Origin of the sequence: Nocardia sp. NPDC051750 (assembly GCF_044453135.1) — a bacterium.
Classification (GTDB): Bacteria; Actinomycetota; Actinomycetes; order Mycobacteriales; family Mycobacteriaceae; genus Nocardia.
Window position 1 is genome coordinate 287384 of the sequence record NZ_JBITCK010000004.1, and the last position, 20416, is coordinate 307799.

Annotated in this window: 18 protein-coding genes and 1 pseudogene; 11 read left to right on the plus strand and 8 right to left on the minus strand. The window is 66.8% G+C overall.

Annotated elements, in window-relative coordinates; genetic code table 11:
- Positions 1–230 precede the first annotated feature (230 nt).
- From ACIA75_RS19720 to ACIA75_RS19740, 5 genes are all read left to right on the plus strand, one after another.
- Entirely contained in the window at positions 231–737 is a 507-nt protein-coding gene (locus ACIA75_RS19720; protein WP_397106696.1) for a DUF3558 domain-containing protein, read from the plus strand.
- Between the two features lie 45 nt (positions 738–782).
- Complete coding sequence (locus ACIA75_RS19725) at positions 783–1238, plus strand: hypothetical protein (protein WP_397105911.1); 456 nt, start codon at positions 783–785, stop codon at positions 1236–1238.
- Positions 1235–2416 (plus strand): hypothetical protein, encoded by a 1182-nt coding sequence (locus ACIA75_RS19730; RefSeq protein ID WP_397105913.1) that lies wholly within the window; start codon positions 1235–1237, stop codon positions 2414–2416. Before ACIA75_RS19725 ends, ACIA75_RS19730 begins: the two co-directional genes overlap by 4 nt.
- A gap of 233 nt (positions 2417–2649) precedes the next feature.
- Positions 2650–3429 carry an ESX secretion-associated protein EspG gene (locus ACIA75_RS19735; RefSeq protein ID WP_397105916.1) on the plus strand — a complete coding sequence of 260 codons (780 nt, stop codon included), beginning with the start codon at positions 2650–2652 and terminating at the stop codon, positions 3427–3429.
- 106 nt (positions 3430–3535) lie between these two features.
- Positions 3536–4987 carry a protein kinase gene (locus ACIA75_RS19740; protein WP_397105918.1) on the plus strand — a complete coding sequence of 484 codons (1452 nt, stop codon included), beginning with the start codon at positions 3536–3538 and terminating at the stop codon, positions 4985–4987.
- Between the two features lie 39 nt (positions 4988–5026).
- Here the strand turns inward: ACIA75_RS19740 and ACIA75_RS19745 are convergent, their stop codons facing one another.
- Complete coding sequence (locus ACIA75_RS19745; protein WP_397105920.1) at positions 5027–6607, minus strand: ATP-binding protein; 1581 nt, start codon at positions 6605–6607, stop codon at positions 5027–5029.
- Between the two features lie 173 nt (positions 6608–6780).
- On the opposite strand from ACIA75_RS19745, the gene ACIA75_RS19750 reads away from it, so the two are divergent.
- A complete protein-coding gene (locus tag ACIA75_RS19750; protein ID WP_397105922.1) occupies positions 6781–8376 on the plus strand; it encodes a serine/threonine-protein kinase in 1596 nt (531 codons plus the stop codon).
- A 337-nt stretch (positions 8377–8713) separates the two neighbouring features.
- Here ACIA75_RS19750 and ACIA75_RS19755 read toward each other — a convergent pair whose 3' ends face one another.
- Positions 8714–10057 (minus strand): family 1 glycosylhydrolase, encoded by a 1344-nt coding sequence (locus ACIA75_RS19755; protein WP_397105924.1) that lies wholly within the window; start codon positions 10055–10057, stop codon positions 8714–8716.
- A 152-nt stretch (positions 10058–10209) separates the two neighbouring features.
- Here ACIA75_RS19755 and ACIA75_RS19760 point away from each other — a divergent pair.
- Positions 10210–10370, plus strand: a pseudogene (locus tag ACIA75_RS19760) (zinc-binding dehydrogenase); the annotation flags it as partial.
- Between the two features lie 135 nt (positions 10371–10505).
- On the opposite strand, the gene ACIA75_RS19765 reads toward ACIA75_RS19760, so the two are convergent.
- Positions 10506–11147 carry a cysteine hydrolase family protein gene (locus ACIA75_RS19765; RefSeq protein ID WP_397105926.1) on the minus strand — a complete coding sequence of 214 codons (642 nt, stop codon included), beginning with the start codon at positions 11145–11147 and terminating at the stop codon, positions 10506–10508.
- A gap of 134 nt (positions 11148–11281) precedes the next feature.
- Here ACIA75_RS19765 and ACIA75_RS19770 point away from each other — a divergent pair, with 134 nt between their 5' ends.
- Positions 11282–12241 carry a GlxA family transcriptional regulator gene (locus ACIA75_RS19770; protein ID WP_397105929.1) on the plus strand — a complete coding sequence of 320 codons (960 nt, stop codon included), beginning with the start codon at positions 11282–11284 and terminating at the stop codon, positions 12239–12241.
- A 56-nt stretch (positions 12242–12297) separates the two neighbouring features.
- Positions 12298–12984: a hypothetical protein gene (locus ACIA75_RS19775; RefSeq protein WP_397105931.1), complete on the plus strand. Its 687-nt coding sequence runs from the start codon at positions 12298–12300 to the stop codon at positions 12982–12984.
- Here ACIA75_RS19775 and ACIA75_RS19780 read toward each other — a convergent pair.
- Positions 12947–13375, minus strand: a complete 429-nt coding sequence (locus ACIA75_RS19780) for a pyridoxamine 5'-phosphate oxidase family protein (protein ID WP_397105933.1) — start codon at positions 13373–13375, stop codon at positions 12947–12949. The genes ACIA75_RS19775 and ACIA75_RS19780 overlap by 38 nt on opposite strands.
- A 139-nt stretch (positions 13376–13514) precedes the next feature.
- Positions 13515–14780: a DUF2252 domain-containing protein gene (locus ACIA75_RS19785; RefSeq protein WP_397106698.1), complete on the minus strand. Its 1266-nt coding sequence runs from the start codon at positions 14778–14780 to the stop codon at positions 13515–13517.
- A gap of 361 nt (positions 14781–15141) precedes the next feature.
- On the opposite strand from ACIA75_RS19785, the gene ACIA75_RS19790 reads away from it, so the two are divergent.
- Positions 15142–15879: a DUF6882 domain-containing protein gene (locus ACIA75_RS19790; protein WP_397105935.1), complete on the plus strand. Its 738-nt coding sequence runs from the start codon at positions 15142–15144 to the stop codon at positions 15877–15879.
- Positions 15880–15942: 63 nt separating this feature from the next.
- On the opposite strand, the gene ACIA75_RS19795 is transcribed toward ACIA75_RS19790, so the two are convergent.
- The 3 genes from ACIA75_RS19795 to ACIA75_RS19805 form a co-directional block, all read right to left on the minus strand.
- Positions 15943–16947: an MsnO8 family LLM class oxidoreductase gene (locus tag ACIA75_RS19795; protein ID WP_397105937.1), complete on the minus strand. Its 1005-nt coding sequence runs from the start codon at positions 16945–16947 to the stop codon at positions 15943–15945.
- Positions 16948–17199: 252 nt separating this feature from the next.
- Positions 17200–18441 (minus strand): MFS transporter, encoded by a 1242-nt coding sequence (locus tag ACIA75_RS19800; protein WP_397105940.1) that lies wholly within the window; start codon positions 18439–18441, stop codon positions 17200–17202.
- 193 nt (positions 18442–18634) lie between these two features.
- On the minus strand, positions 18635–19663 hold the full coding sequence (locus ACIA75_RS19805) for an alpha/beta fold hydrolase (RefSeq protein WP_397105942.1): 1029 nt from the start codon (positions 19661–19663) through the stop codon (positions 18635–18637).
- 66 nt (positions 19664–19729) lie between these two features.
- Between ACIA75_RS19805 and ACIA75_RS19810 the strand changes: the two genes are divergently transcribed.
- Complete coding sequence (locus ACIA75_RS19810) at positions 19730–20347, plus strand: helix-turn-helix domain-containing protein (protein WP_397106700.1); 618 nt, start codon at positions 19730–19732, stop codon at positions 20345–20347.
- The last annotated feature ends 69 nt before the right edge of the window (positions 20348–20416 follow it).

Below are 20416 nucleotides of genomic sequence, written 5' to 3' on the forward strand. Positions count from 1 at the left end.
GCCTGGTCGAGCTGCCGTGTTCGAGTCGAGGCTGTGCGGTTCTCACCACCTCGTGGTGGCCGCGGGTCCGCTTGCGGCGCTGGACGGGCGTCCGATAGGTTCGGGAGTGAGCTCGCGGGGGCGGAGGAGCCGGTCCGGTCTTGCGGGAGGTGTTCCAGGATCGGCGCAAGGGGAACGAATTGGGCATCTGGCGACGGTCGGCGTATGGGGTGACCGCCGGGATCGGTGTGGTGCTGCTGGCTGCGGGGTGCGGAACGTCGACGGAGGGGTCCGCGGAGCCGTCGGGTATCTCGGTGGCCGCGCCGCAGATTCCGGACAAGTTCGATCCGTGCACGGATATTCCGCAGGAAATTTTGGATACCGAGGGCCTGCATTCGACGAATAGTTCGACGTCGACGGATGAGATGCGACGCGGTGATATCGCGTGGAGCGGTTGCCGGTGGGTGGTCTCCGATGGCTACGCCACAAGTATCAGCGCGACGAATCTGACCATCGAAATGGTTCGGAAGCGGGGTGTGCCGGGTAGCCGGGAGGTTGTGGTGGATGGCCGAAAGGCGATTCTCACCCAGTCCACCGGACCGGAGGCCTGCGGGTTGAATGCAGAGCTGGTAGGCGGAAGCCTCGAATTCGCGGTCGACAATCCGTCCTCCAATCGGTTGACCGGAGATCAGGATCCATGTGACATTGCGATGCGATTGGCGGAGAAGGTTCTTCCGCTGGTTCCGGAAGACGCATAGGGGGAGTGGTAGTGAACTATTCGAGCACTGATGCGGGGGTGGGTTATGGCGGATGAAGAGAAGCCGCGTCCGTTCCAGACGCAGATCGATGCGGCAAATGAGGGCCAGTTGTCGATGTCGTTCAGTGACGATATCCGCATGAACGCGGAGGAATTCGTCTATATCGACCGCGACTGCCAGGCGATGAAGGACAAGATCCGCGAGTTCCAGCAGATTGCCGATCGGATCGCGGATCGTGAGGTGTGGGGTTTGGGTGAGGACCCGAATGGTTGGATCAGATCGGGCAAGGTCCTGGTCCAGCGGTTCCGTGAGAAGGCGAAGGGTGACCCCGCAGGAAACAGTGTGCACGCTATTTTGGAGCGGCACTACCTGATTGTCGAGGGTATTCAGCAGTTGCATCGGGTGATCGCGCAGCGGTATGTGGAGTCCGATAGTGAGTTCGCGTCGCGGTACAACGAGGTGATGGCGTCGGCGCCGCAGGGATTTCAGGGGAAGTCATGAGTGACCCCGGTTATGAGCAGGCGCGGATCGTTGCACAGGATGCGAAAGATAATGTCGGGGGCCGCTCGCAGGACGATATCGTGGTGGCGTTCGAGGGTATGGTTCCGACGGAGGCGTCGTCTGCCAGCGACGATTACGCCAGTATTGCCTCCGGTTGGCAAGAAGCCATCACCACGTTCGCGGCGCGGATCCGGCGGTCCAGCCAGTCGGCGTGGGAAGGTCCGGCCGCGGAGGTGTCGCGGCAGGCGATCAATGATTATGCGACCGATGCGGTGGACGCGACACTGGGTTTCCAGCGGATGGCGAACCGTGTCGACGACGGCGCCACAGCAGTGATCGACACCAAGAGCAAAATGCCCCCGAGGGTGCACGATCCGCAGTCCTCGTGGAATCCGGGGGACTGGTTCGACGGCGATGACCCCGAGGGTGATGCCGAGGCCGCAATTCGAGCGCACTTCGAGTCCGCGTACTTGAGTCCGGTGCTCAATGCGGATTCCCAGATTCCGGTATTGCCCCAGCCGAAGGATCCGGCGGCCGTGCAGGCGCCGGGCCCGGGCGATCCTGGTGGTCCGGGTGATCCCGGAGGGCCCGGCTCGGGCGACCCCGGGACTCCGCAACCCGGTGATACCACCGATCCGGAGGCACCGGGCGAGCAGAACCCGGAAGAGCAGCCGGGCGAGCAGCAGCCGGCGGGTGAGGACACCACGTCCGAGACGCCCACCTCAACCGATACCGCATCCAGCACCCCACAGTCGACGGTTCCGCAGACCACCGGCAGCCCGGCGGTGACGCCGTCGTCGACCACGACCGGTGCTCCGCCCGGTTCGCCGGGCAGCCCCGGTTCGCCGGCGGGAACTCCCGGTGTGCCGGGCGCGCCGATGCCAGGCCGCACCGTGCAGGGCACACCCGGTGCACCCGCCGGGATGCCCGCCGCGGCGGCTGCGGGTTCCCCGTCGGGCTCGCCCGGGACGCGGGGCGGGATGCCGATGATGGGTGCGCCCGGAGCGGGTCGCGGTGGTGGCGGCGACGACCAGCGCGACCGGCAGACGCCGGAATATTTGATCAACGAGGAGAACACCGCCGAACTCCTCGGCGAGGAACCGCGGACGGTCCCCGGAGGTGTGCTGGGCGCGGATTCTCCCGCCGCGCAGCCCGTTCAACGACCACCCGGTTCCTGACCGCCGGGCCAGTCCGGGAGTGCACTGGTACGCCGGCCGGCCCGCCTGGTATCCGGGTTCCGGGCCCGCTCACCCGCCGAGTGGCGGACCGGTGCGCGACCGCCGCGCATCGATCGCAGCACCCGGCCGCCGCCACCCCCGTGATACCGCCTCGCCGAGACCGTCTACCGCTTCGGCCGTGGTCGACCGATCACCGGCCCGAATTCGCCTCTTCTGGAATGGATTACACTCGCATGACCTGGACTTGGGACCCGGACACCTTCGCCGCGCACTGGTTCGACCCCGGCCGCGACCGGATGCCGTCGCCTTTGCGTTACCGCAGCCGGTTCCCCACCGTCGGTGGTCTCGAGGCCCACGGCGCTGCTGTCCGCGCCGGCCTCGATATCGACGAGCGCGAGCGGATCGCGCTGCTCGTACACACGCTCGAGCACTGCGATATGCGGATCGAGATTCGGTTCGGGTCGGTGAAACACCGTGGCGGCGACGGCCGCACCAGCAAAGATCTGCGTCTCGTCGGCGCCCGCACCCACAGCCACGCCGTCGTGCTCAGTCAGACCGCGGTCCACGACACCGACAGCGATATCCGTGCCCAGTTGCTACGGGCCGACCAGCTCCCCACCGCCGTTGCCGCGGGGATCCCGCCGTGCGAACCCGGCCGTGACAAGTCCGCCACCTTCGACCTCTCCGATATCGGACCCGCCGAGGAGAGCGGGTATGTCGCCCACACCGACCCCCGCAGCCCGCGTCGGCGCTTCCAGGAGTTGGTCGCCCGCCCCCGCGACGGCGCCGGGCGCGCCGTCCTGCGCCTCGGTAACTTCCTCGCCCCGCACCGCCGCCACCGCGCCCTGCAATGGTTCGATTTCACCGGTGACGGCCGTTACGTCGAACAACGCAACCGCACCCATCTCGAATTCCGCCCCGCCACAGCATCGGGTTTCGCGTCGATATTCGCCGGCTGGATCGACCATGCCACCCGCACACTGCAAGATATCGAAGACGACGCCCGCTACTGACAGCCACGGGGCCGCCGAGTCCCGCGCTCGGTATCGATCGCGGTCGGCGACCCGGCCGGCCGATGCGGTACCGTCGGCACGTTCGCTGGTGACAGAGGGAGTGTCGATGCTCGGGGTGGGTGCCACCTTCGCCGGATACCAGGTGGAAGGTGTTCTGGGCCAAGGTGGGATGGGGACCGTCTATCTTGCCCGGCATCCGCGTCTGCCACGCAGTGTGGCGTTGAAACTGTTGAACCGGGAGGTGTCCACCGATCCCGAGCTGGTTCAGCGGTTCGAGCGGGAAGCCGATGTGGTGGCTCGCCTGGAACATCCCGGAATCGTCGGAGTTCTCGACCGCGGTGCCGACGACGGTCACTTGTGGATCGCGATGCAGTACGTTCGCGGCACCGATGCGGCGTCTTGGAAATCGGCCGGTCAGTCTCCCGCCACGGTAGTTCGCCTGCTCGGCGAAACAGCAGTGGCCCTGGACTACGCGCACAGTCGCGGAGTTCTGCACCGTGATGTCAAGCCCGCCAACATCCTGATTGCCGAGGCCGACGGATTCCGCGAGATCCGCGCGATACTCACCGATTTCGGTATCGCACGTCTCACCGATGCGGACAATACGAAACTCACGGCCACCGGAACCTTCACCGCCACCCTCGCTTACGCATCACCGGAACAACTGTCCGGAGCAGCCGTCGATCATCGCAGCGACCAGTATTCGCTGGCCTGCACCATGTTTGCGATCCTTGCCGGGCGTCCACCATATGCGTCGACGAACCCGGGCCAGGTCGTCATGGGTCATATCGCGCAGCCCGTGCCGCCGCTGACCGCCGCCCGGCCTGATCTGCCGCCGGCGATGAACGCGGTGTTGGAACGGGCGATGGCCAAGAACCGTGACGAGCGGTTCCCCTCCTGCGCGGCATTCAGCGCCGCGGCCGTGGATGCGCTCGCGGGCCGGCATACCGCGGCTGATCTGGCACGTTCGGCGCCCACCGCGCTGAACATGTCGCCGCACGGTCACGGGGTGCCCGCTCCGCATGCGCCGGTGATGAGCGCGGGAGCATGGGGTGCTTCTCACCAGGATCCAGACCACTACGTCGGCGATCCCGCGGTGCAACTCGGCTCGGCGCCCCCGAAAGCGACGGCTGTTGCCGCGGGGATCGCAACGCTGATTGTGGGGCTGATTCCGGCGGCGGTGCTTTTTGTCCTCGTCGCAACGATCATCGGTGATTGGCAAGGAGTCCAGGCCAGTGGCGACGGGGCTGCCTCTGTGCTCGGATCCGCTCTTTGCCTGATTCTGATGCTTTTGTGGTTCACCGCCGCTTCCCTGTTGCTGGCCAGCAGAAGCGCCGGACGGGTGCTGACCATCATCTGCTCGTCGATCGGTACGCTTTTCTTTGCCGGTGCGCTGTTCTATGTCACAGCCAAAGGGCTCGCCTTCCTCCCTCGCGCCGTGATTCTCGGACCTCCCGCACTGGTGTCGGCAACCGGCCTGATATTCGCCTCGTTGGGTGCAACGGGACGCTGGATCGCCTACCGTACCGCCGTCCGGATAGACAAGTACGGGTACTGACAGCCGGGGCTTTCGCGTGACAGCCGTCGGTGCACGCCGTTATGCCCGCAAAAGGGTGATGGTCCGGCCCGCCGGAGAACCGACTTCGCTGAACTCGGTGCGTTCTGTGATCGGAGCCGCCTTATTGCGGCGGTCGAAGATCACCAGGACCCCGGTGGGCAGGTTGATGCGGTCGAGGTACTGATCGAGCTGGGTGAGGCCCTGAGGGAGGGGGTCGGTGTGTTTGTCGCGCCAGACTTTGAGTTCGAAGGCGAGTCGTTGTTCAGCGCGCCGGCCGTCGGGGTCCGTCCAGGGTTGGCGGATCATCAGGTCGATGCGGCCGCGGCCGACCCCGTATTCCCGGTCGATATAGCCGCCGCCGTTGACGATGCGGTGCAGGAACGCCATGAGGACGAGTTGCGGGGCGACTTCGTGGTAGCGCTGATCGCCGGCGAGGATTTCGCCGTGAAGTTTCCAGAAGTCGGCGAATTCGGTGAGCAGGCGGGGGAAGTCGAGGCGGCCGTCGGGGAGCCGGAACTGGGACGGCCCCGAGAGGATGTTCTCCTCGATACCCGAACCGAGAACGCGGATCAGCACCTCGTTGTAGATCGGATTCGCCACCCGCAGTGGTTTCGTGCGTGTGACGAGCCCGAGGTCGCGCACGTAGGCGACAGCGTCGTTGAAGGCGGGGTCCGCATCGATCGGGAGACCGGCGATGAGGGGTTCGATGACCTGCTGAACAGCGGGTTGGGTGAGTTTGTCGACGAGGGAGTCCAGGTGGGTGGCGCGGGCGACGATCAGCCGTTCTTTGGCCTGGTCGATGTGGTCGTCGGTGATCGTGGTCGTGACCTGCATCTTCCGGATGATCTCGGCGGCGAGAGCGTTGACGAGCCACGGCTGGCCCTGGGTGTAGTGGTAAGCGAGATCGACGGCGCGGGGGCTGAACTGCTGGCCGGTCTCGGTGGTGTGCTGGCCGTACAGGGCGGTGACTTCGTCACGGGTGAAATCGCCGAGGCGAACGGATTCGACCTTGATATTGAACGGACTCGAACTACCCAGGCGGGACGGGTCGCCACCGGAGGCGGCCTTGTAGTCGCGCACATCGCGCAGTCCGCACAGCACGATCGAGTGCACGAACCCGTCGCGGTTGATGGTGTAGCCGTCACGCAGTTGCCGCAGGATATTGGTCAGGCTCGCGCCGACGAGTGAATCTATTTCGTCGAAGAACAACACCAGGGGCAGTGGGCACCGGGTGACCCAGGCGGTGAGCCCGTTGACCAGCGCTGTTCCGGGTGCCGCATCCGGCCAGGGGGTCGGCGGAAGCAGCTCCGGCCGGTCGGTGGCCACCTGCGCGGAGGCTCGGATCCGGTCCAGGATGCCCTGTTCGGTAGCGCTGATGTCGTCGCCGAAGGAACTGGCGGCCTCACAGGAGAAATGGACCGCCAGATACTCGCCTTCGGCGGTGAGGGTGCGGGCGAGATCGGCCAGGCTGGTGGTTTTACCGGTTTGCCGGGGTGCGTGCACCACGAAGTACTCGCCGTCGTCGACGTAAGTCCGGGCGTCCGGGATGCGTTCGAGCGCCGGCACCATGTAGTGCCGTTTCGGAGTGCATGGTCCGGTGGTGTTGAACTTCTTGCGCACGATCCTCCCCAGCCTCGTCACGAGCCGGCAGGTGCCGCCGGTTTCCGCAGCTTACCGGGCTTTGTCCGGCGATCATGTGTGGTTCGGTGCGGGATCACGGTGGATGCCCAGCCGGGCAAGGGGCGCCCCATGCGGTACCGTCGGCACGTTCGCTGGTGACAGAGGGAGTCGTAATGCTGGGGGTGGGTGCCACCTTCGCCGGATACCAGGTGGAAGGTGTTCTGGGCCAAGGTGGGATGGGGACCGTCTATCTTGCCCGGCATCCGCGTCTGCCACGCAGTGTGGCGTTGAAACTGTTGAACCGGGAGGTGTCCACCGATCCCGAGCTGGCTCGCCGGTTCGAGCGGGAGGCCGATGTCATTGCCCGGCTGGAGCACCCGGGGATCGTGGGAGTTCTCGATCGGGGTATCGAGGACGGGCATCTGTGGATCGCGATGCAGTTCATTCGTGGCATGGATGCGGCGTCCTGGGATGCTGCCGCGCAGCCACCGGAGCGCGTGGTGGGTTTGCTCGCCGGGATCGCCTCGGCGCTGGACTACGCGCACAGCCGCGGGATTCTGCACCGTGATGTGAAACCGGCCAACATCCTGATCGCCCAGGGTGACGATTTCCAGGAGGCCCGGGCGGTGATCACCGATTTCGGTATCGCCGGGCTCACGGATTCGACCGATACGAAACTGACAGCTACCGGTACGTTCACGGCGACGCTGGCTTATGGCTCGCCCGAGCAGTTGTCGGGCGAAACGGTGGATCACCGCAGCGACCAATATTCACTGGCTTGTACGCTGTTCGCGCTACTGGCCGGGCGGCCACCCTATGCCGCGACGAATCCGGGGCAGGTGGTGATGGGCCACCTCACCCAACCGGTGCCCCCGCTCGCCACGGTCCGCCCCGGTCTGCCCGTGGCCCTGGACTCCGTCTTGGGGCGGGCGATGGCCAAACAGCGCGAGCAGCGTTTTCCCACCTGTACCGAATTCATCACCGCGGCCGCTGCCGCGCTCGACGGCCGGGGTGGAGACGAAACGCTCGACTACGCGCGAATCTCGCCGACCGTATACAACTCCGCACCGATCGGATATCAGCAGGTGGGCGCGGTGGGTCCGGCTCATCCGCAGTGGGTGCCACCGGCCGCTCAGCCCGGTCCAGGGCCGTACGCGGCGCCCCGCGATAATTCAGAGCCCTACGCCCCGGTGCGTCGAAGAAGGTTCCCGGTCGTACCAGCCGTGATCATCGGCCTGGTGGTGATGCTTGTCGGCGTCGCAGCCGTTGTCTTCGTCGTCCGAGCCGTTTACGAGAACACCAGGTCGCCCTGGACGATTGCGCAAACCACGCGGGACGCATTCCCTGATCTCGTACCCGCGGAGCCGTCCGATCGAGGTTGGCGTGACGTGTCGTGCCGCGCTGTTGATCACGGCGAGATCTCCTGTGCGCATATGGACGATTCCGGGATCGTTTTCTCCATCGAGGATTTCGGAGACTATTCGGCTGCGGAGGCCGAGTTGAATTCCGATAAATTGCACAACACGTACCAGGTACCGGAAATCGAGGATACCGAGAAACTGGCGCTCAACCCCACGCTCGCCGGAACCGCGAAAATGACCGTGCCGGCCGAGGCTTCGATTGCGGAGGGCGCGAACCTCCACATCGCCTACTTCTCGTTCATGGCGGACATGGATCGCGCACAGTACCTGATCAAGGTCAAATGGCCTGGTCACACTGCTGACGAGCTTCTCCGGCACTGGTGGTCCCAAGCTCCTCTCGGTAAATGAGGTGACGTCGCCGTTGGGGATGCGGCCGACTTGTTCGAGGAGCCCGGCGACCGAGCTCGCGTCGAGACCGGGGCCGTTGTCGCCTTTGGCGGTGACCGGTAGTGCCATCCCGGAGTCGTAGAGCGGTTCGGAAGCACTCGGTCGGGGTGGTTCGGGTCCGCTGGCGTGGCGTGGTCGGCGTGCCACCAGTTGTAGCCGCCGGCGGTGGCGCCGGCCAGGACGAACGTCCTCGGTGCCGGGCGGCGCGCTCGTTCATCACTCCGCAGGTCGTGCGCCGCCGACTATGCTGGTGGCGAGCGGTGGCGAGGATTTCTATCGAGCTGCCGATCCGGGGAATTCAGCGAGGGCCGGCGACGGGGCGTAGGCAGCTGGCCGGGGGGTCGACGAGGAAACAGGGGGCCGGGGCGTGGGTGGGGCGGTAGTCGCCGGGGACGCCACCGGCCGCGATGGTGCCGGTGTAGGTGGCGACGGCGTCGGTCGGGCGGCGGGTGAGGCTCGGGTCGGTGGTGGTGTCGACGGTGTAGAGGCCGAATCGGGGACGGAAGCTGCCCCATTCGTAATTGTCGGTGATACTCCAGTAGTTGTAGCCGATCACGTTCATGCCGTCGGCTTTTGCGCGTTGGATCCAGTAGACGGTGTCCTGGAGGTGGGCGCTGCGGGTGTAGCCGTCGGCGCGGGGAAGACCATTATCGGTGGCCATACCGTTTTCGACAATGTAGAGCGGTTTGCCCGGGAAGCGGTCGGCATAATGGCGCAGGGCGAAGTAGATACCTTCGGGACGGATCGGCAGATCCCAGATCGCGGGGCCCGGCGGGACGGCGGAACCCACGGCGCGGCCGAGGGATTCGATGATCGGCCGTGCCGGGTCGTATCCCCAGTAGTAGTCGATGCCGACGTAGTCGAGGCGGGCGCCGATACGGTCGATGAGCGGGCCGTTGATCTGGGCCTCCGCCCCGGCGACGTAGCCGACATTGGCGGTCACCTGGGCGTTCGGCCGGACCTGGTGGATGTAGTCGTAGATGCTGTTGTGCGCCTGGGTGATCCGGTCCAGCATCTGCGGGGCGTCGGCGCTGCCGTGGCCGGTCTCGTGGGAGATGTAGGCGACGGGTTCGTTCACGGTGACCCACAGCGGGTCGTGGGCGGCGTACCGGTCGACAACGGAGCGCATATTCGCCAGCCAGTCGTCGACGATGGTGGGGCTGCGCCAGCCGCCCCGGTCGGCGATCCAGCCCGGATACACCCAGTGGTCGAGGGTGATCATGGGTCGCATACCCGCCCGGACGATGCTCGCGACCACCGAGTCGTAGAAACGGAAAGCACCCTCGTCCCACACTCCCGGGGCCGGCTGCAAGCGTGCCCATTCGATGCCGATGCGGAATACCCGGACACCCAGGTCCGCGGCGAGGCGGATATCGGATTCGTAGCGGCTGTAGAAATCCACCGAGTTCCCGAGACGGTCATAGGCGGGGTTCGCGGCGATATACCGAGTCCAGTTGCTGTCGGGCGCATGGCCCTCGGACTGGAACCCGGAGGCGGCCACACCCCAGAGGAAGCCGGGGTCCACCGGTGGTAGGCCACCGGCGGTGGAGCGCGGTGCGGCGGCGGAGTTCGAACAGAACAGGACGGTCGAGACGAGGACGGTAAGCGAGGCTACGCAGTACCGACGGAGCCGTGTGCGCATCGGGCCAGGGTAACGCCGTATGTACCGGTCCCGCCGCGAATTCGGCGACAGCACGCCCAACGGTTTCGGCAGTGTGGTGCACGACCACATGGACGGGCTCGCTAGCCGGGTCCTGCTCCTCGCGCAGAGGTCACCTCCCAGGCTGCCTCGTGGCCGGGAACTTGTTCGATGCGCTCGCCGAGGCCGCCGGCCTCATCTCACGGGGAAAGGTGCACATCCCGAGAAGTTCTACTCCCTCGCCGACGCCGCGGCGGCGGCGCATATCGACAGCCGAGCCGGTCACACGCGCGGGCATCGGGTCCTGGTCATCTGAGTGTTGTCCTGCGATGAGTGGTGCCGCCGGCGCTCGCCGGTCCGGCCTGTTCGACGCGATACCCGCCGATCGACCGGCGATGGTTGTGGCCGACGGCCCGGCCGGGCATCGAGCCACGGGTCATCGGCGGGGCTTTCAGGCGCTGGGCACGACGGACGTACGGCCTGCCATCGCCGACGAGACCAAATTGCTCTTGTTCAAAGGCGCCCCGGAGCGCAGGGCGTCGATCCATTCGGCCGTCGTGCCCACGGCCGCGTAATTGGATTGCAGCAGCACCATCAGCGTCGAGTGCAGAACCTCCGCCGAAACCTGCCCGGCCTCGTTGGTGAGGTGGACGGCGCCGGTGGCGTCCGAGAGGACCTCTGCGGTGAAGCCGTGGCCCTCCGCCTCTACTGCGGTGGCGAGGTCGCAGTTGTTGGTCATATAGCCGGCGATTGTCACGGTGTCGATCTCGCGGGCGTGCAGCCACTCCGCGAGGTCGGTGCCGGCAAAGGCGCTGCCGTACTGCTTGTGCACATGTTTGCTCGCCGCTGCGGCGCGTTCCTCGACCGCTGGGTGCAGCGCCCAGCCCGCGGTGCCTTCCACGAAGACCGGTGCACCGGCGGGGCTGTGATGCTGGATGATGATCACCGGGATTTCGTGAGTGAGCGCGGAATCGATCGCGGCGACGATATTGGCGAGTGATTCGTCGCGCGGGGGGAACTGGATCTCGAGCGGTCCGGCGAAGTATTCCTGCTGGACGTCGACGACGATGAGGGCGCGGCGGGGGGTCGACATAAGGATTCTGCTCCTCGGGGGTCGGCGGTGGCACGCCGGGCAGGCGCACCACTCGATTTTTCGCCCCCGCCCGGATCGCCGCGAGTGGCACGAATGCATACTTTCGATGGAATCAGGCCACAATGGGAGCGCGGATGCGAATCGCTGTCTACACGTTCGACGAGATCACCATGTTCCACCTGGCGGCGCCACTGATGGTGTTCGGCGAGGTGACCCGGCTCGGGCTCGCCGCCGACTGGGAGACCCGGCTGTGGTCGTCCGGCGGTGGATCGATCCGAACAGCCGAGGGATATCCGATCGGTGATGTCGCCGGTCCCGATCTCGTCGACGACGCCGATATCGTGATCGTTCCCTCCTGGTCGCTCCCGCCCGAGCCGACCGATCCCGAACTGCGGGAGCAGCTCGCCGTGGCACACGGGCGCGGGGCGACGATCGCCGGACTGTGTCTGGGCGCGTTCCCGCTGGCCGACGCGGGCCTGCTCGACGGGCGCGAGGCCGTCACCCACTGGGAGGCGATGCCGCTGCTGGCCGGGCGCAGCCCCGGGGTCCGGGTGGATTCCTCGGTGCTCTATATCGATCACGGCGATGTGCTCACCTCGGCGGGCACGGCGGCCGCCCTGGACGCCTGCCTGCACCTGGTCCGCAAGCATCTCGGCGCCGCCGCCGCGACCAGGGTGGCCCGGTCGCTGGTGGTCGCACCGCACCGGGAAGGTGGGCAGGCCCAGTACATCGAACGCCCGCTGGCCCGGCCCGCCACCGGGGGTGCGCTGGGGGAAGTGCTCGACTGGGCCCTGGCCAGGTTGGACCAGCCGCTCACCGTCGACGTGCTGGCCGAGCAGGCGCGAATGAGCCGGCGCAGCTTCGTCCGGCATTTCCAGCAAACCACCGGCACGACACCGGCCCGCTGGATTCTCGAACGCCGCCTCGACGAGGCGCGAGTGCTGCTGGAAACCACCGACTGGGGCATCGACAATCTCGCCGCGGCATGTGGTTTCGGCAGTACGGTCACCTTCCGGCAGAACTTCACCGCAGCGTTCGGCACCACGCCCACCGCCTACCGTCGGCGGTTCACCACCGATTCTGCTGGTCTGTGAGAAGGAAAGCTGCCGGGCATCGCGTCGGTAGAAGCTGTTCCTGCTACCGTTCGGCCATGGTGGGCAGCGCGGACTTCCGCCCGGTCGGCGAGGTACTAGCGGGGCTGGACGCGGTGTTCGCGCAGGCGGAGCGGCCGGTGCGTATCGAGGCGTGCCCTTGCTGCCTTCGCCCGGACGCGATCGAGGTGCTGCTGCGCACGCCACGACATATGTTGAGTGTCGACGATATCCGGCAGTATGCGGTTGTCGCGATGCTGGGCGCGGGGTCGGCCGCGGATCTGCGGTATTTCACGCCGCGCATCCTGGAGTTGTGCCATACCGGGGAAATGGACTTTCCGGATCTCGAGATCGTGTACGACCATATGCATCGCGCGGACTGGAAATCGTGGCCGGAGGCGGATGCCATAGTCGAGTTGATGGACGCGTTGTGGGCCGAAGTCCTCACCGGCTACCCGGATTCCGATGATCCGAGTGTGCTGCTGCCCGCGTTCGGGGCGGCGACGGGCAGTGTCGCGGCGAACCTGGCGAGCTGGTCGCGGCTGGAGACTGCGGCGGCCGGGCACAGCCTCCGGGATTTCCTGACCGATCATGTGGTGCTGCGGGATGGCATCCTTGTGCCGAACAATCCTTTCTGGAATGCGGACGGGGACGCGTACCACGAGGTCGTCCGATGGCTCAACAGCGGCGAGGCCCGGCGCGCCGTGGTCAGAACTGGAAGCGATGCACGGTCTCGGGGTGAATGACGAGCCGGACCTGATCGGTGGCCAGGATCCCGGCGAGGTCGCCGGCGCGGGCCGGGTCGTCGAGGTCCCAGTAGCGTGCGGCCAGGCGGGCACACAGATCGTGTGCGCCGTCCGGTTCCACGGTGGTGCGGCCGGCGATCGAAAGCCAGCGCTCGCGTTCACCGACCGGTGCGGCGACGACGATCGAGGCGCGGGGGTCGCGGTGCAGGCGCCGCACCTTCAGCGCGTCCGGGGCCGTGAACAATTGGATCGTGCCCGCGGCGGTGGCCTCGAACCACACCGGCCGGGGCTGCGGCGGAAGGGGCCCCGCGGCCACCGACAGGAACCCGTACAGGGGGCGTCGGAGGAACTCCAGGTCCTGGGTGGTCAGTGAACTCGCGTCGGTGCTCATCACAGCCCTTCCGGTCGGCGAGGGAATGGTTCCGCCGTCATTGAACACGGCCGAACCGGGCAAACCCATGGTCGAGAATCCAGGTCACCTGTGTATTCGTCCACTGCCACGGGGTGACACAACCGGCGGCCCGGTGGCGTCAGATCACCGGGGTCGAGCGTTCGAGACCGGGGATTTCGCCGTTGCGGAAGGCGTCGACGAATAGTTCGTGATCCTGGCGGGTGCGGCGGGCGTACGTCTGACCGAAATCGACCATATCGCGGACGAATTCGTCCTCGTGGGAGCCGATGACCGCCATGATCGCCTCCTCGCTCTGGAATTCCACCAGCGACTGATCGGAGTCGGCGTCGGAAACACAGTGCATACCGGCGGTGGCCTGGCCGAGGTATTCGATCACCGGCTGCATTTCCTGCGGTTCGGTGAGATCGGACCAGTCCAGGTCGCTGACGTAGGGGGAGAGCTCGGAAACGATGTAGCCTTCGCCGTTGATCTCCGTGTAGCCGAGCCACGGGTCGGCGTGGGCTTGGAGTGCGCGTTGCGATACGGCGGTGCGGTGCCCGTGATGTTCGAAGTATGTGCGAATTCGATCGTCGTGGACGATCCGGCTCGGCGCGGCCACATTTCCCTGTTTCATCGACAGGATCACATCGTTTTCCAGGGCTTCGGTATGCCCCTCCACGAGAATGTTGTAGGCGGGCAGGCCCGCCGAACCGATCCCGAAACCTTTGCGGCCCACAATATCCTTCACCCCGTAGGTGATGCTCCCGAACCGTTTGTGCTCGGGGATTGTGTCGAGATACCGGGTGAACGCGTCCAGCACCAGTGCGCGCTCCTCCTCGCCCACCATGCGCACACCCTTGCCCGGGCGGAAGCGGCGCTCGTAGTTCTCTACCATCGTATTGGCGGCCAGCAGTTCGATACGGGTGTTCATCCGGGCGTCGAGCAGCACATCGTGCACCGGGCCGTCGGTGTTGCGCAGATGCAGCTTGAAATCCTGCTCGTCCCGGCTGCCGTCGTGGAACGCGCGCACCATGCGCACGTATGAGCGCACGTAGGTCTCGATCAATGCCTCGATATCGGCGTCGGAGACCGCCTTCCGCCGGGCCAGCAGCGCGATACTCGCGCAGAACCGTTTGATATCCCAGGTGAACGACCCGACGTAGGCTTCGTCGAAATCGTTGACGTCGAAGACGAACTGGCCCGCCGAATCCATATAGGTGCCGAAATTCTCCGCGTGCAGATCGGCCTGGATCCAGATCCGGCTGGTGCGCTCATCGGCCCATCGATCCTCGGCCGTGGCCATATCCCGGTAGAACAGGCAGGCGGCGCCGCGGTAGAAGGCGAACGGGTTATCGGCCATCTTGCGGAATTTCTTGCGGAACGCGCCCGGGTCGGTGGCGATCATGTCGCCGAAGGCTTCGACGAAAACCTCGATGATCTCGGCCTTGCGGTCGTGCGCGATGCGTTCGCTCAGCGGCGTGCTCACGGCTCGGTCCTCTCGTCACGACGTCGGGGCGCGTAGCGTTCCCGCAGGCAGGCATCCGGAAACCCCCGCTTCAGCGGTCAGCGCGGATTCGATCGTGCCAGAATCCGCTGCGCTTCGCCCGGTCGGGTCCTATGGGGATCGTGACGATCGACCGCACCGAACAGGCCGTTCGCCCGGTAGCTGCCGCCGACGTCCCGGTAGGCCGCGCCGCGGCCGCTGTGCGGGTCACCTGACCTCCGGTCGAGGTGCTGGATAGCGTCGGCGGAACTAGGCTGCCGACGTGCGCCCTTCGCCTACGTTCGTGAACCTGCTGGACGACGCTGCTTTTCTGTCGTTCGAACACCAGCTACACCTGGCCGACGTGCTGGGGCAGCACTCCTGGCAGGTGAACCTGCAGGACAGGGTCTTCACCTTCGACACCGAACACGGCCGCGTCGAATGCACCGATTTCCATTTTCTCGGTTCGGCCGCGCCCGGTCCGCACCCGGGTCAGGGCTCGTGGTTGTGGTCGTGGGCGAACCAGTCCGGTTTCCCGGCAGAGGTTTCGACGCTCGCGAAAACGGTGCGCGATTTCGGTATCGAGCACGGGATCGGCGAATTGGCTGCCGCGGAACTGCCGTTCGATACGTTCTCCTTCGATGAGCCGGACCCGCATCAGGTCACCTCGGTGCAGGTCGAAGCGGCCAAGGCCGTGACCGGTCGCTGGACCGGCTACAGCGGCCCGGCCGGCACCGACGGCACCCGCGCGGCATTTCTGGTGGAGCATCCGGATTTCCGGCTGCCGCCGCCGGAGGGACCCCGTGTCATGCGGACGCTGACCGAGGGTTTGTCGGGGCCGGCGCTGCACGATCATCGCCGCGCGGTGAGCACCTACCTCTCGCTGCGCGGTCTGAGTGCGACGTTCTCACCGGACGAAAGTCAGCTGATCGTCGACTCGCCGATACTTTCCGGCATCATCGGATTCGATGAATACGGGCGTACTGCCTCCCTCGAAATGACCGTGCCGGCGTCGCAATAAATCAACGCCGGCGCCGAGCGCTCCTCTCACGTCCGGCAGCCGCTGCAGCAGGTCTACGACCGGCTACCGGTACCCGCTGCTGACGAACGAGTTCGTGGGCTGATTCTGCAGGGAGGCGAGAAACTCGTCGGTACGTCCGACGTCCGCACGATCGTAGGTACTGACACTTGCGAGGATTTCGGAGGCGCCGGTTCGATCGAGAAGATCGGTGAGTGAGTTCGCTACCAGGTCAGGGGTGCCTGCGACCGCTGTGGCCAGCCAGGCACGCACGGTATCGGCTTTCTTCGTGCTGCTCGTGCTCCCCAGCATCCGGCGCACTTCCTCGAGGGGCTGCAGCGCGCGGAACTCACCGATCTCCCGGGAGTCGGCATAGGCCCAAGCCTCCGGCAGCAGGAGGTCGCGGGCGCGCTCGGTGGTCTCCGCGACGGCGATATCGACACTCACCATCAGGTACGGCTCCGCTGTCCGTGGGCCGGGGCGGAAGTTCCGGAAGTAGGCGTCGATCTTGTCCGCGTCGTGGAGGAGAGGACCCCCGATCACCGCGGGCAACCCCAGGTCGGCGGCCAGGGTCAGTCCGTTTCCGCCGGCGAGCAGGAACACCGGCGGAGGTTCGACCCGGGGCCTGACCGTGATATCGGCGCGTCCGTCCAGATAGGCCCGGATCTCCTCGACGGCGGCCGCGTACTCGCCCTCGCGCAGGGTCGTCCGCCCCAGTGCCCGCCGGACCGGAGCGGTGAACCCGAGCGAGCCGCCGAGTCCGATATCGACTCTGCCGGGATACAGCGCTTCGAGGAGTAGCGCCTGCTCGGCGATCACCAGCGGGCTGTGATTGGGGACCATGATCCCGCCGGTGCCGAGGCGGATACTGCGCGTGCGTGCCCCGATCGCCGAGAGCAGCACGGTAGGGGCCGCGCCGGCGATACCCGGGACGGCGTGATGCTCGGCTGTCCAGAACCGCTGAAAGCCGAGCTCCTCCGCGCGCACCGCCCTGTCGACCGTGGTGGCCACGGCATCGGCGTCGGACTCACCGCTGCGGGTCCGTGCGCGGTCGAGCAGAGAGATACGCATCAGCGCTGGTCTCCTTCCCTGCGGGGCGCAACGCGTCCTCTTCCGGTGTCGTACGGGGGGCAGGGGCATCCGGGTCGTCGTTTGGGTGGGCCGGCTGCTCCGTCCGTTGCTGTTTCGAACATCCCGGCGGGCCGTGCGATTCCCTGGCATGCGCGGTCGCCCGTGCCGAAAGTTTGGGCGGGGCCACCGTGCAGCCCGGGCTCGCGACACCCCTCACCGCGGAGTTCCTCGCGGCGCGGTCCGAGCACAGAGTTACGCGGCGCGGACACTTTTGTCCGGCTCGGTGGACTCATGGTCGAGCAGGTCCGTTCGTCGGGGCAGCAGGAGTGGGGTGGCGAGTAGGAGAACGCCGGAGATGGTTATCGCGGTGAGGGGGCTGGTGAGGGTGGCGAGGACGCCCCAGAGCGCGGTCAGGCCGGCCTGGACGAATTTGCTGCTCACACTCCAGGTGCTCAGGACCTGGGTGGCGTGATCCAGGGGTGTCCGTTGGAGGCGTTCGGTCGCGTTGATCGGGTTGAAGATGCCCATGCAGGTGATCAGCAGGGTTTCGACGATGATGACGGTGAGGAGCCCGGTGAGGCCGGGCTGGATGAACGCGAGACCGAGCGGGAACAGCGATCGCAACCGGCCGGACACGGTCATCACCCGGTACTGGCCGTAGCGTTCGACGAGCGGTGCGCAGAGGCGGGCCCCCACGAACCCGCCGACTGCCGGGAGGCCGAAGGCGAGACCGTATTGCCAAGCGGGGAAATGGAATTCGCCGAGGAGCAGGACGGCCAGGAGGGGGACGGTGGCCATGATCAGGCCGCTGACCAGGATCGAGTTGAGGAACAGGCGCCGCAGTACGCGGTCGTGGCGGATGAACCGGAAGCCGCCGAGCAGGTCGGCTGCGCGGATTCCGGTGGCCCGGGTGCGGGGTGCTGCGATGTCGCCGGCGCGGATGCGGAGGACGGCGACCGCGGACAGTAGGTAGCTGAGGGCGTCGGCCAGAACCGTGATGACCGGGCCGAGCAGCCCGATCAGCGCGCCGCCGAGGGGTGGGCCGACCGCCGTCGCCACCCAGTTCGTGCCCTCGAATCTGCCGTTCGCGGCGAGCAGGTGATCGCGGTGGACGAGGTGTTTCAGGTAGGCGCCGGAGGCGGCGGTGAACGCGATACCCGCGGTGCCGGAGACGACCGAGACGATCAGCAGCTGGCCATAGGACAGTGCGCCGAGAAAGTAGGCGGCCGGGATACTCGCCATCGCGACGAACCGGATCAGGTCCATCGCGATCATCACCGGACGCTTCGCCCGGCGTTCGACCCACGGCCCGAGCGGGAACGCGACGATCGCCGACATCGCTAGCCCGGCCGCCCCCAGCAGCGACACCGCGAAGGCCGGCGAGTGCAGCACCTGAACCGCGATCAGCGGGAACGCGCCGAAGGCGAGCCACGTGCCGTAGGTGCTGACGGCGTACGCCGACCACAACCACCCGAAATCCGACCCGAATTTCACAGCACCCGACTCCTTCGCCACAACCGACGTGCGGTCTGTGAATCACACCGGTTTCCGGAATTCAGTTCAAACAACCGGCTACCGGTCGGCCACAACGATCAGTTGTGCGTGCTGGGCCGAAGGGGTACCGAGGCCGAAACAGTGGTCGCGCAATGCCGAGTTGCCGGTCGATCCGGTCCGTTGTGCCGCCGTATCAGCCGTCGAGGAAATCCAGCAGTTCCGCAGTGACGAACCGGGGGTTCTCCTCGACGAGCCAGTGCCCGGCGTTCGGTATGTCCACCGCCCGCACGATATTGCTCATACGTGGGGCCACGGTGGCGCGGACCGGGTCGAGCTGGCCCTGGGCGGTCATGAGCAGGGCCGGGATATCGGTCGGGGCTGCCGCCGTGGTGTCGTGGACGTCTTGGCCGAGGGTGCGGTAGAGCTCGAAACCACCGGTCAAGGCCTCCGGGCGGCGGTATGTCCGGGCGTATTCGTCGATTTCGGCGGCGGTGAACGGGGATCGGTCCGAGGTGCCCCCGAAGGCCGTGCCGCCGTAGGAGACCTGGGGATAGAACAGTGCCAGGTACTCGCGGACGTCGTCGCCGACCACCGCCTCGGGGACCTGCCGCTGGGAGTGGAAGGCGATATGCCAGCTCATCGTCCGGTAAGTGGACGCGTCGATCGCGGGTCCGGGGAGCGGCAGGTCCAGGTAGCCGAGGCGGGCGGTGTCGGCGGGGAACTGGGTGGCGTACTGGAAGGCCACCGCGGCGCCGAAATCGTGTCCGACGACGCGGGCGTCGCGTACCCCGAGTCGATCGGCGATCAGGGTGTGGATGTAGCGGGCCAGGGTCGCTTTGTCGTAGCCGGTCGGGGAGCCGGTACTGTCACCCAGCCCGGGGAGGTCGACGGCGTACACGGTGTGGTGTTCGGCGAGGGCCGGCATGATCTGCCACCAGCCGAACCAGGTCTGCGGCCAGCCGTGGATCAACACCACGGGGGTGCCGCTGCCGCCGGTCACGTAGTGCATCCGGACGCCGTCGATATCGGCGAACTCGTGCCGGAAGGTGTTCTCGAAGTCCGGGTCGCCCTGGGTGGCCGCGGCGTACGGAGGGGCAGTGGTGGCGGTCGGTGCGGAGCAGGCCGCGGTACCGAAGGTGAGCAGGAGGGCGAGTGTGACGGACACCGTCGTGCGTGCGGACGGGACGGAGCGGCGCGACGGGGGCCGGGTGGCGGTGATCATGTGATCAGCCTTTCCGAGCACACCACCAGCTGGCACGAAATCTTGCGGTTCCGGCAAGATGGAGCGGTGGACCGGGAAACGGAAGAGGTACTCGACGTCGTGGGCCCGAGGTTGCGGGCCTTGCGTCGCGAGCGCGGCATCACACTCGCCGAACTCGCGGCGACGACCGGGATCTCGGAGAGCACGCTCTCCCGGCTGGAGAGTGGCCAGCGCCGGGCAAGCCTGGAACTGCTGCTACCGCTGGCCCGGACCTACGACGTCCCGCTGGACGACCTGGTCGGCGCCCCGCGCACCGGCGACCCCCGGATCCACCTGAAGCCGATCCGGAAATCCGGGATGGTGTTCGTCCCGCTGACCCGTCGGCCGGGCGGTGTGCAGGCGTTCAAGATGATCATCCCGGCCCGGCCGCAACCCCTGGCCCCGACACCACAAACGCACGACGGCTTCGAATGGTTGTATGTGCTCAACGGCCACCTGCGTCTGGTCCTCGGCGACCGCGACCTGACCCTGCCGCCCGGTGAGGCCGCCGAATTCGATACATCCCTGCCGCACTGGCTCGGCAGCGCCGACGGCGGCGCAGTCGAGTTACTCATCCTGTTCGGCCCGCAAGGAATGCGCGCGCATGTGCGTCCCGGAGAGGGCAGGTCCGGGCTTCGGCGGCTGCCCGCCCGGCAGCCGTCCTGATATTCTTCGGGGCGCGGAGAGCCGGCCCGAGCGTGCCGGTATCGAGTAGCGTCGGCGTCTCGCGGCCGG

Coding starts and splice junctions, on each gene's coding strand:
- ACIA75_RS19725 (WP_397105911.1), top strand. CDS start 783: ATGGCGGATGAAGAGAAGCCGCGTCCGTTCCAGACGCAGATCGATGCG.
- ACIA75_RS19730 (WP_397105913.1), top strand. CDS start 1,235: ATGAGTGACCCCGGTTATGAGCAGGCGCGGATCGTTGCACAGGATGCG.
- ACIA75_RS19735 (WP_397105916.1), top strand. CDS start 2,650: ATGACCTGGACTTGGGACCCGGACACCTTCGCCGCGCACTGGTTCGAC.
- ACIA75_RS19740 (WP_397105918.1), top strand. CDS start 3,536: ATGCTCGGGGTGGGTGCCACCTTCGCCGGATACCAGGTGGAAGGTGTT.
- ACIA75_RS19750 (WP_397105922.1), top strand. CDS start 6,781: ATGCTGGGGGTGGGTGCCACCTTCGCCGGATACCAGGTGGAAGGTGTT.
- ACIA75_RS19755 (WP_397105924.1), bottom strand. CDS start 10,057: ATGCGCACACGGCTCCGTCGGTACTGCGTAGCCTCGCTTACCGTCCTC.
- ACIA75_RS19765 (WP_397105926.1), bottom strand. CDS start 11,147: ATGTCGACCCCCCGCCGCGCCCTCATCGTCGTCGACGTCCAGCAGGAA.
- ACIA75_RS19770 (WP_397105929.1), top strand. CDS start 11,282: ATGCGAATCGCTGTCTACACGTTCGACGAGATCACCATGTTCCACCTG.
- ACIA75_RS19775 (WP_397105931.1), top strand. CDS start 12,298: ATGGTGGGCAGCGCGGACTTCCGCCCGGTCGGCGAGGTACTAGCGGGG.
- ACIA75_RS19780 (WP_397105933.1), bottom strand. CDS start 13,375: ATGAGCACCGACGCGAGTTCACTGACCACCCAGGACCTGGAGTTCCTC.
- ACIA75_RS19785 (WP_397106698.1), bottom strand. CDS start 14,780: ATGATCGCCACCGACCCGGGCGCGTTCCGCAAGAAATTCCGCAAGATG.
- ACIA75_RS19795 (WP_397105937.1), bottom strand. CDS start 16,947: ATGCGTATCTCTCTGCTCGACCGCGCACGGACCCGCAGCGGTGAGTCC.
- ACIA75_RS19805 (WP_397105942.1), bottom strand. CDS start 19,663: ATGATCACCGCCACCCGGCCCCCGTCGCGCCGCTCCGTCCCGTCCGCA.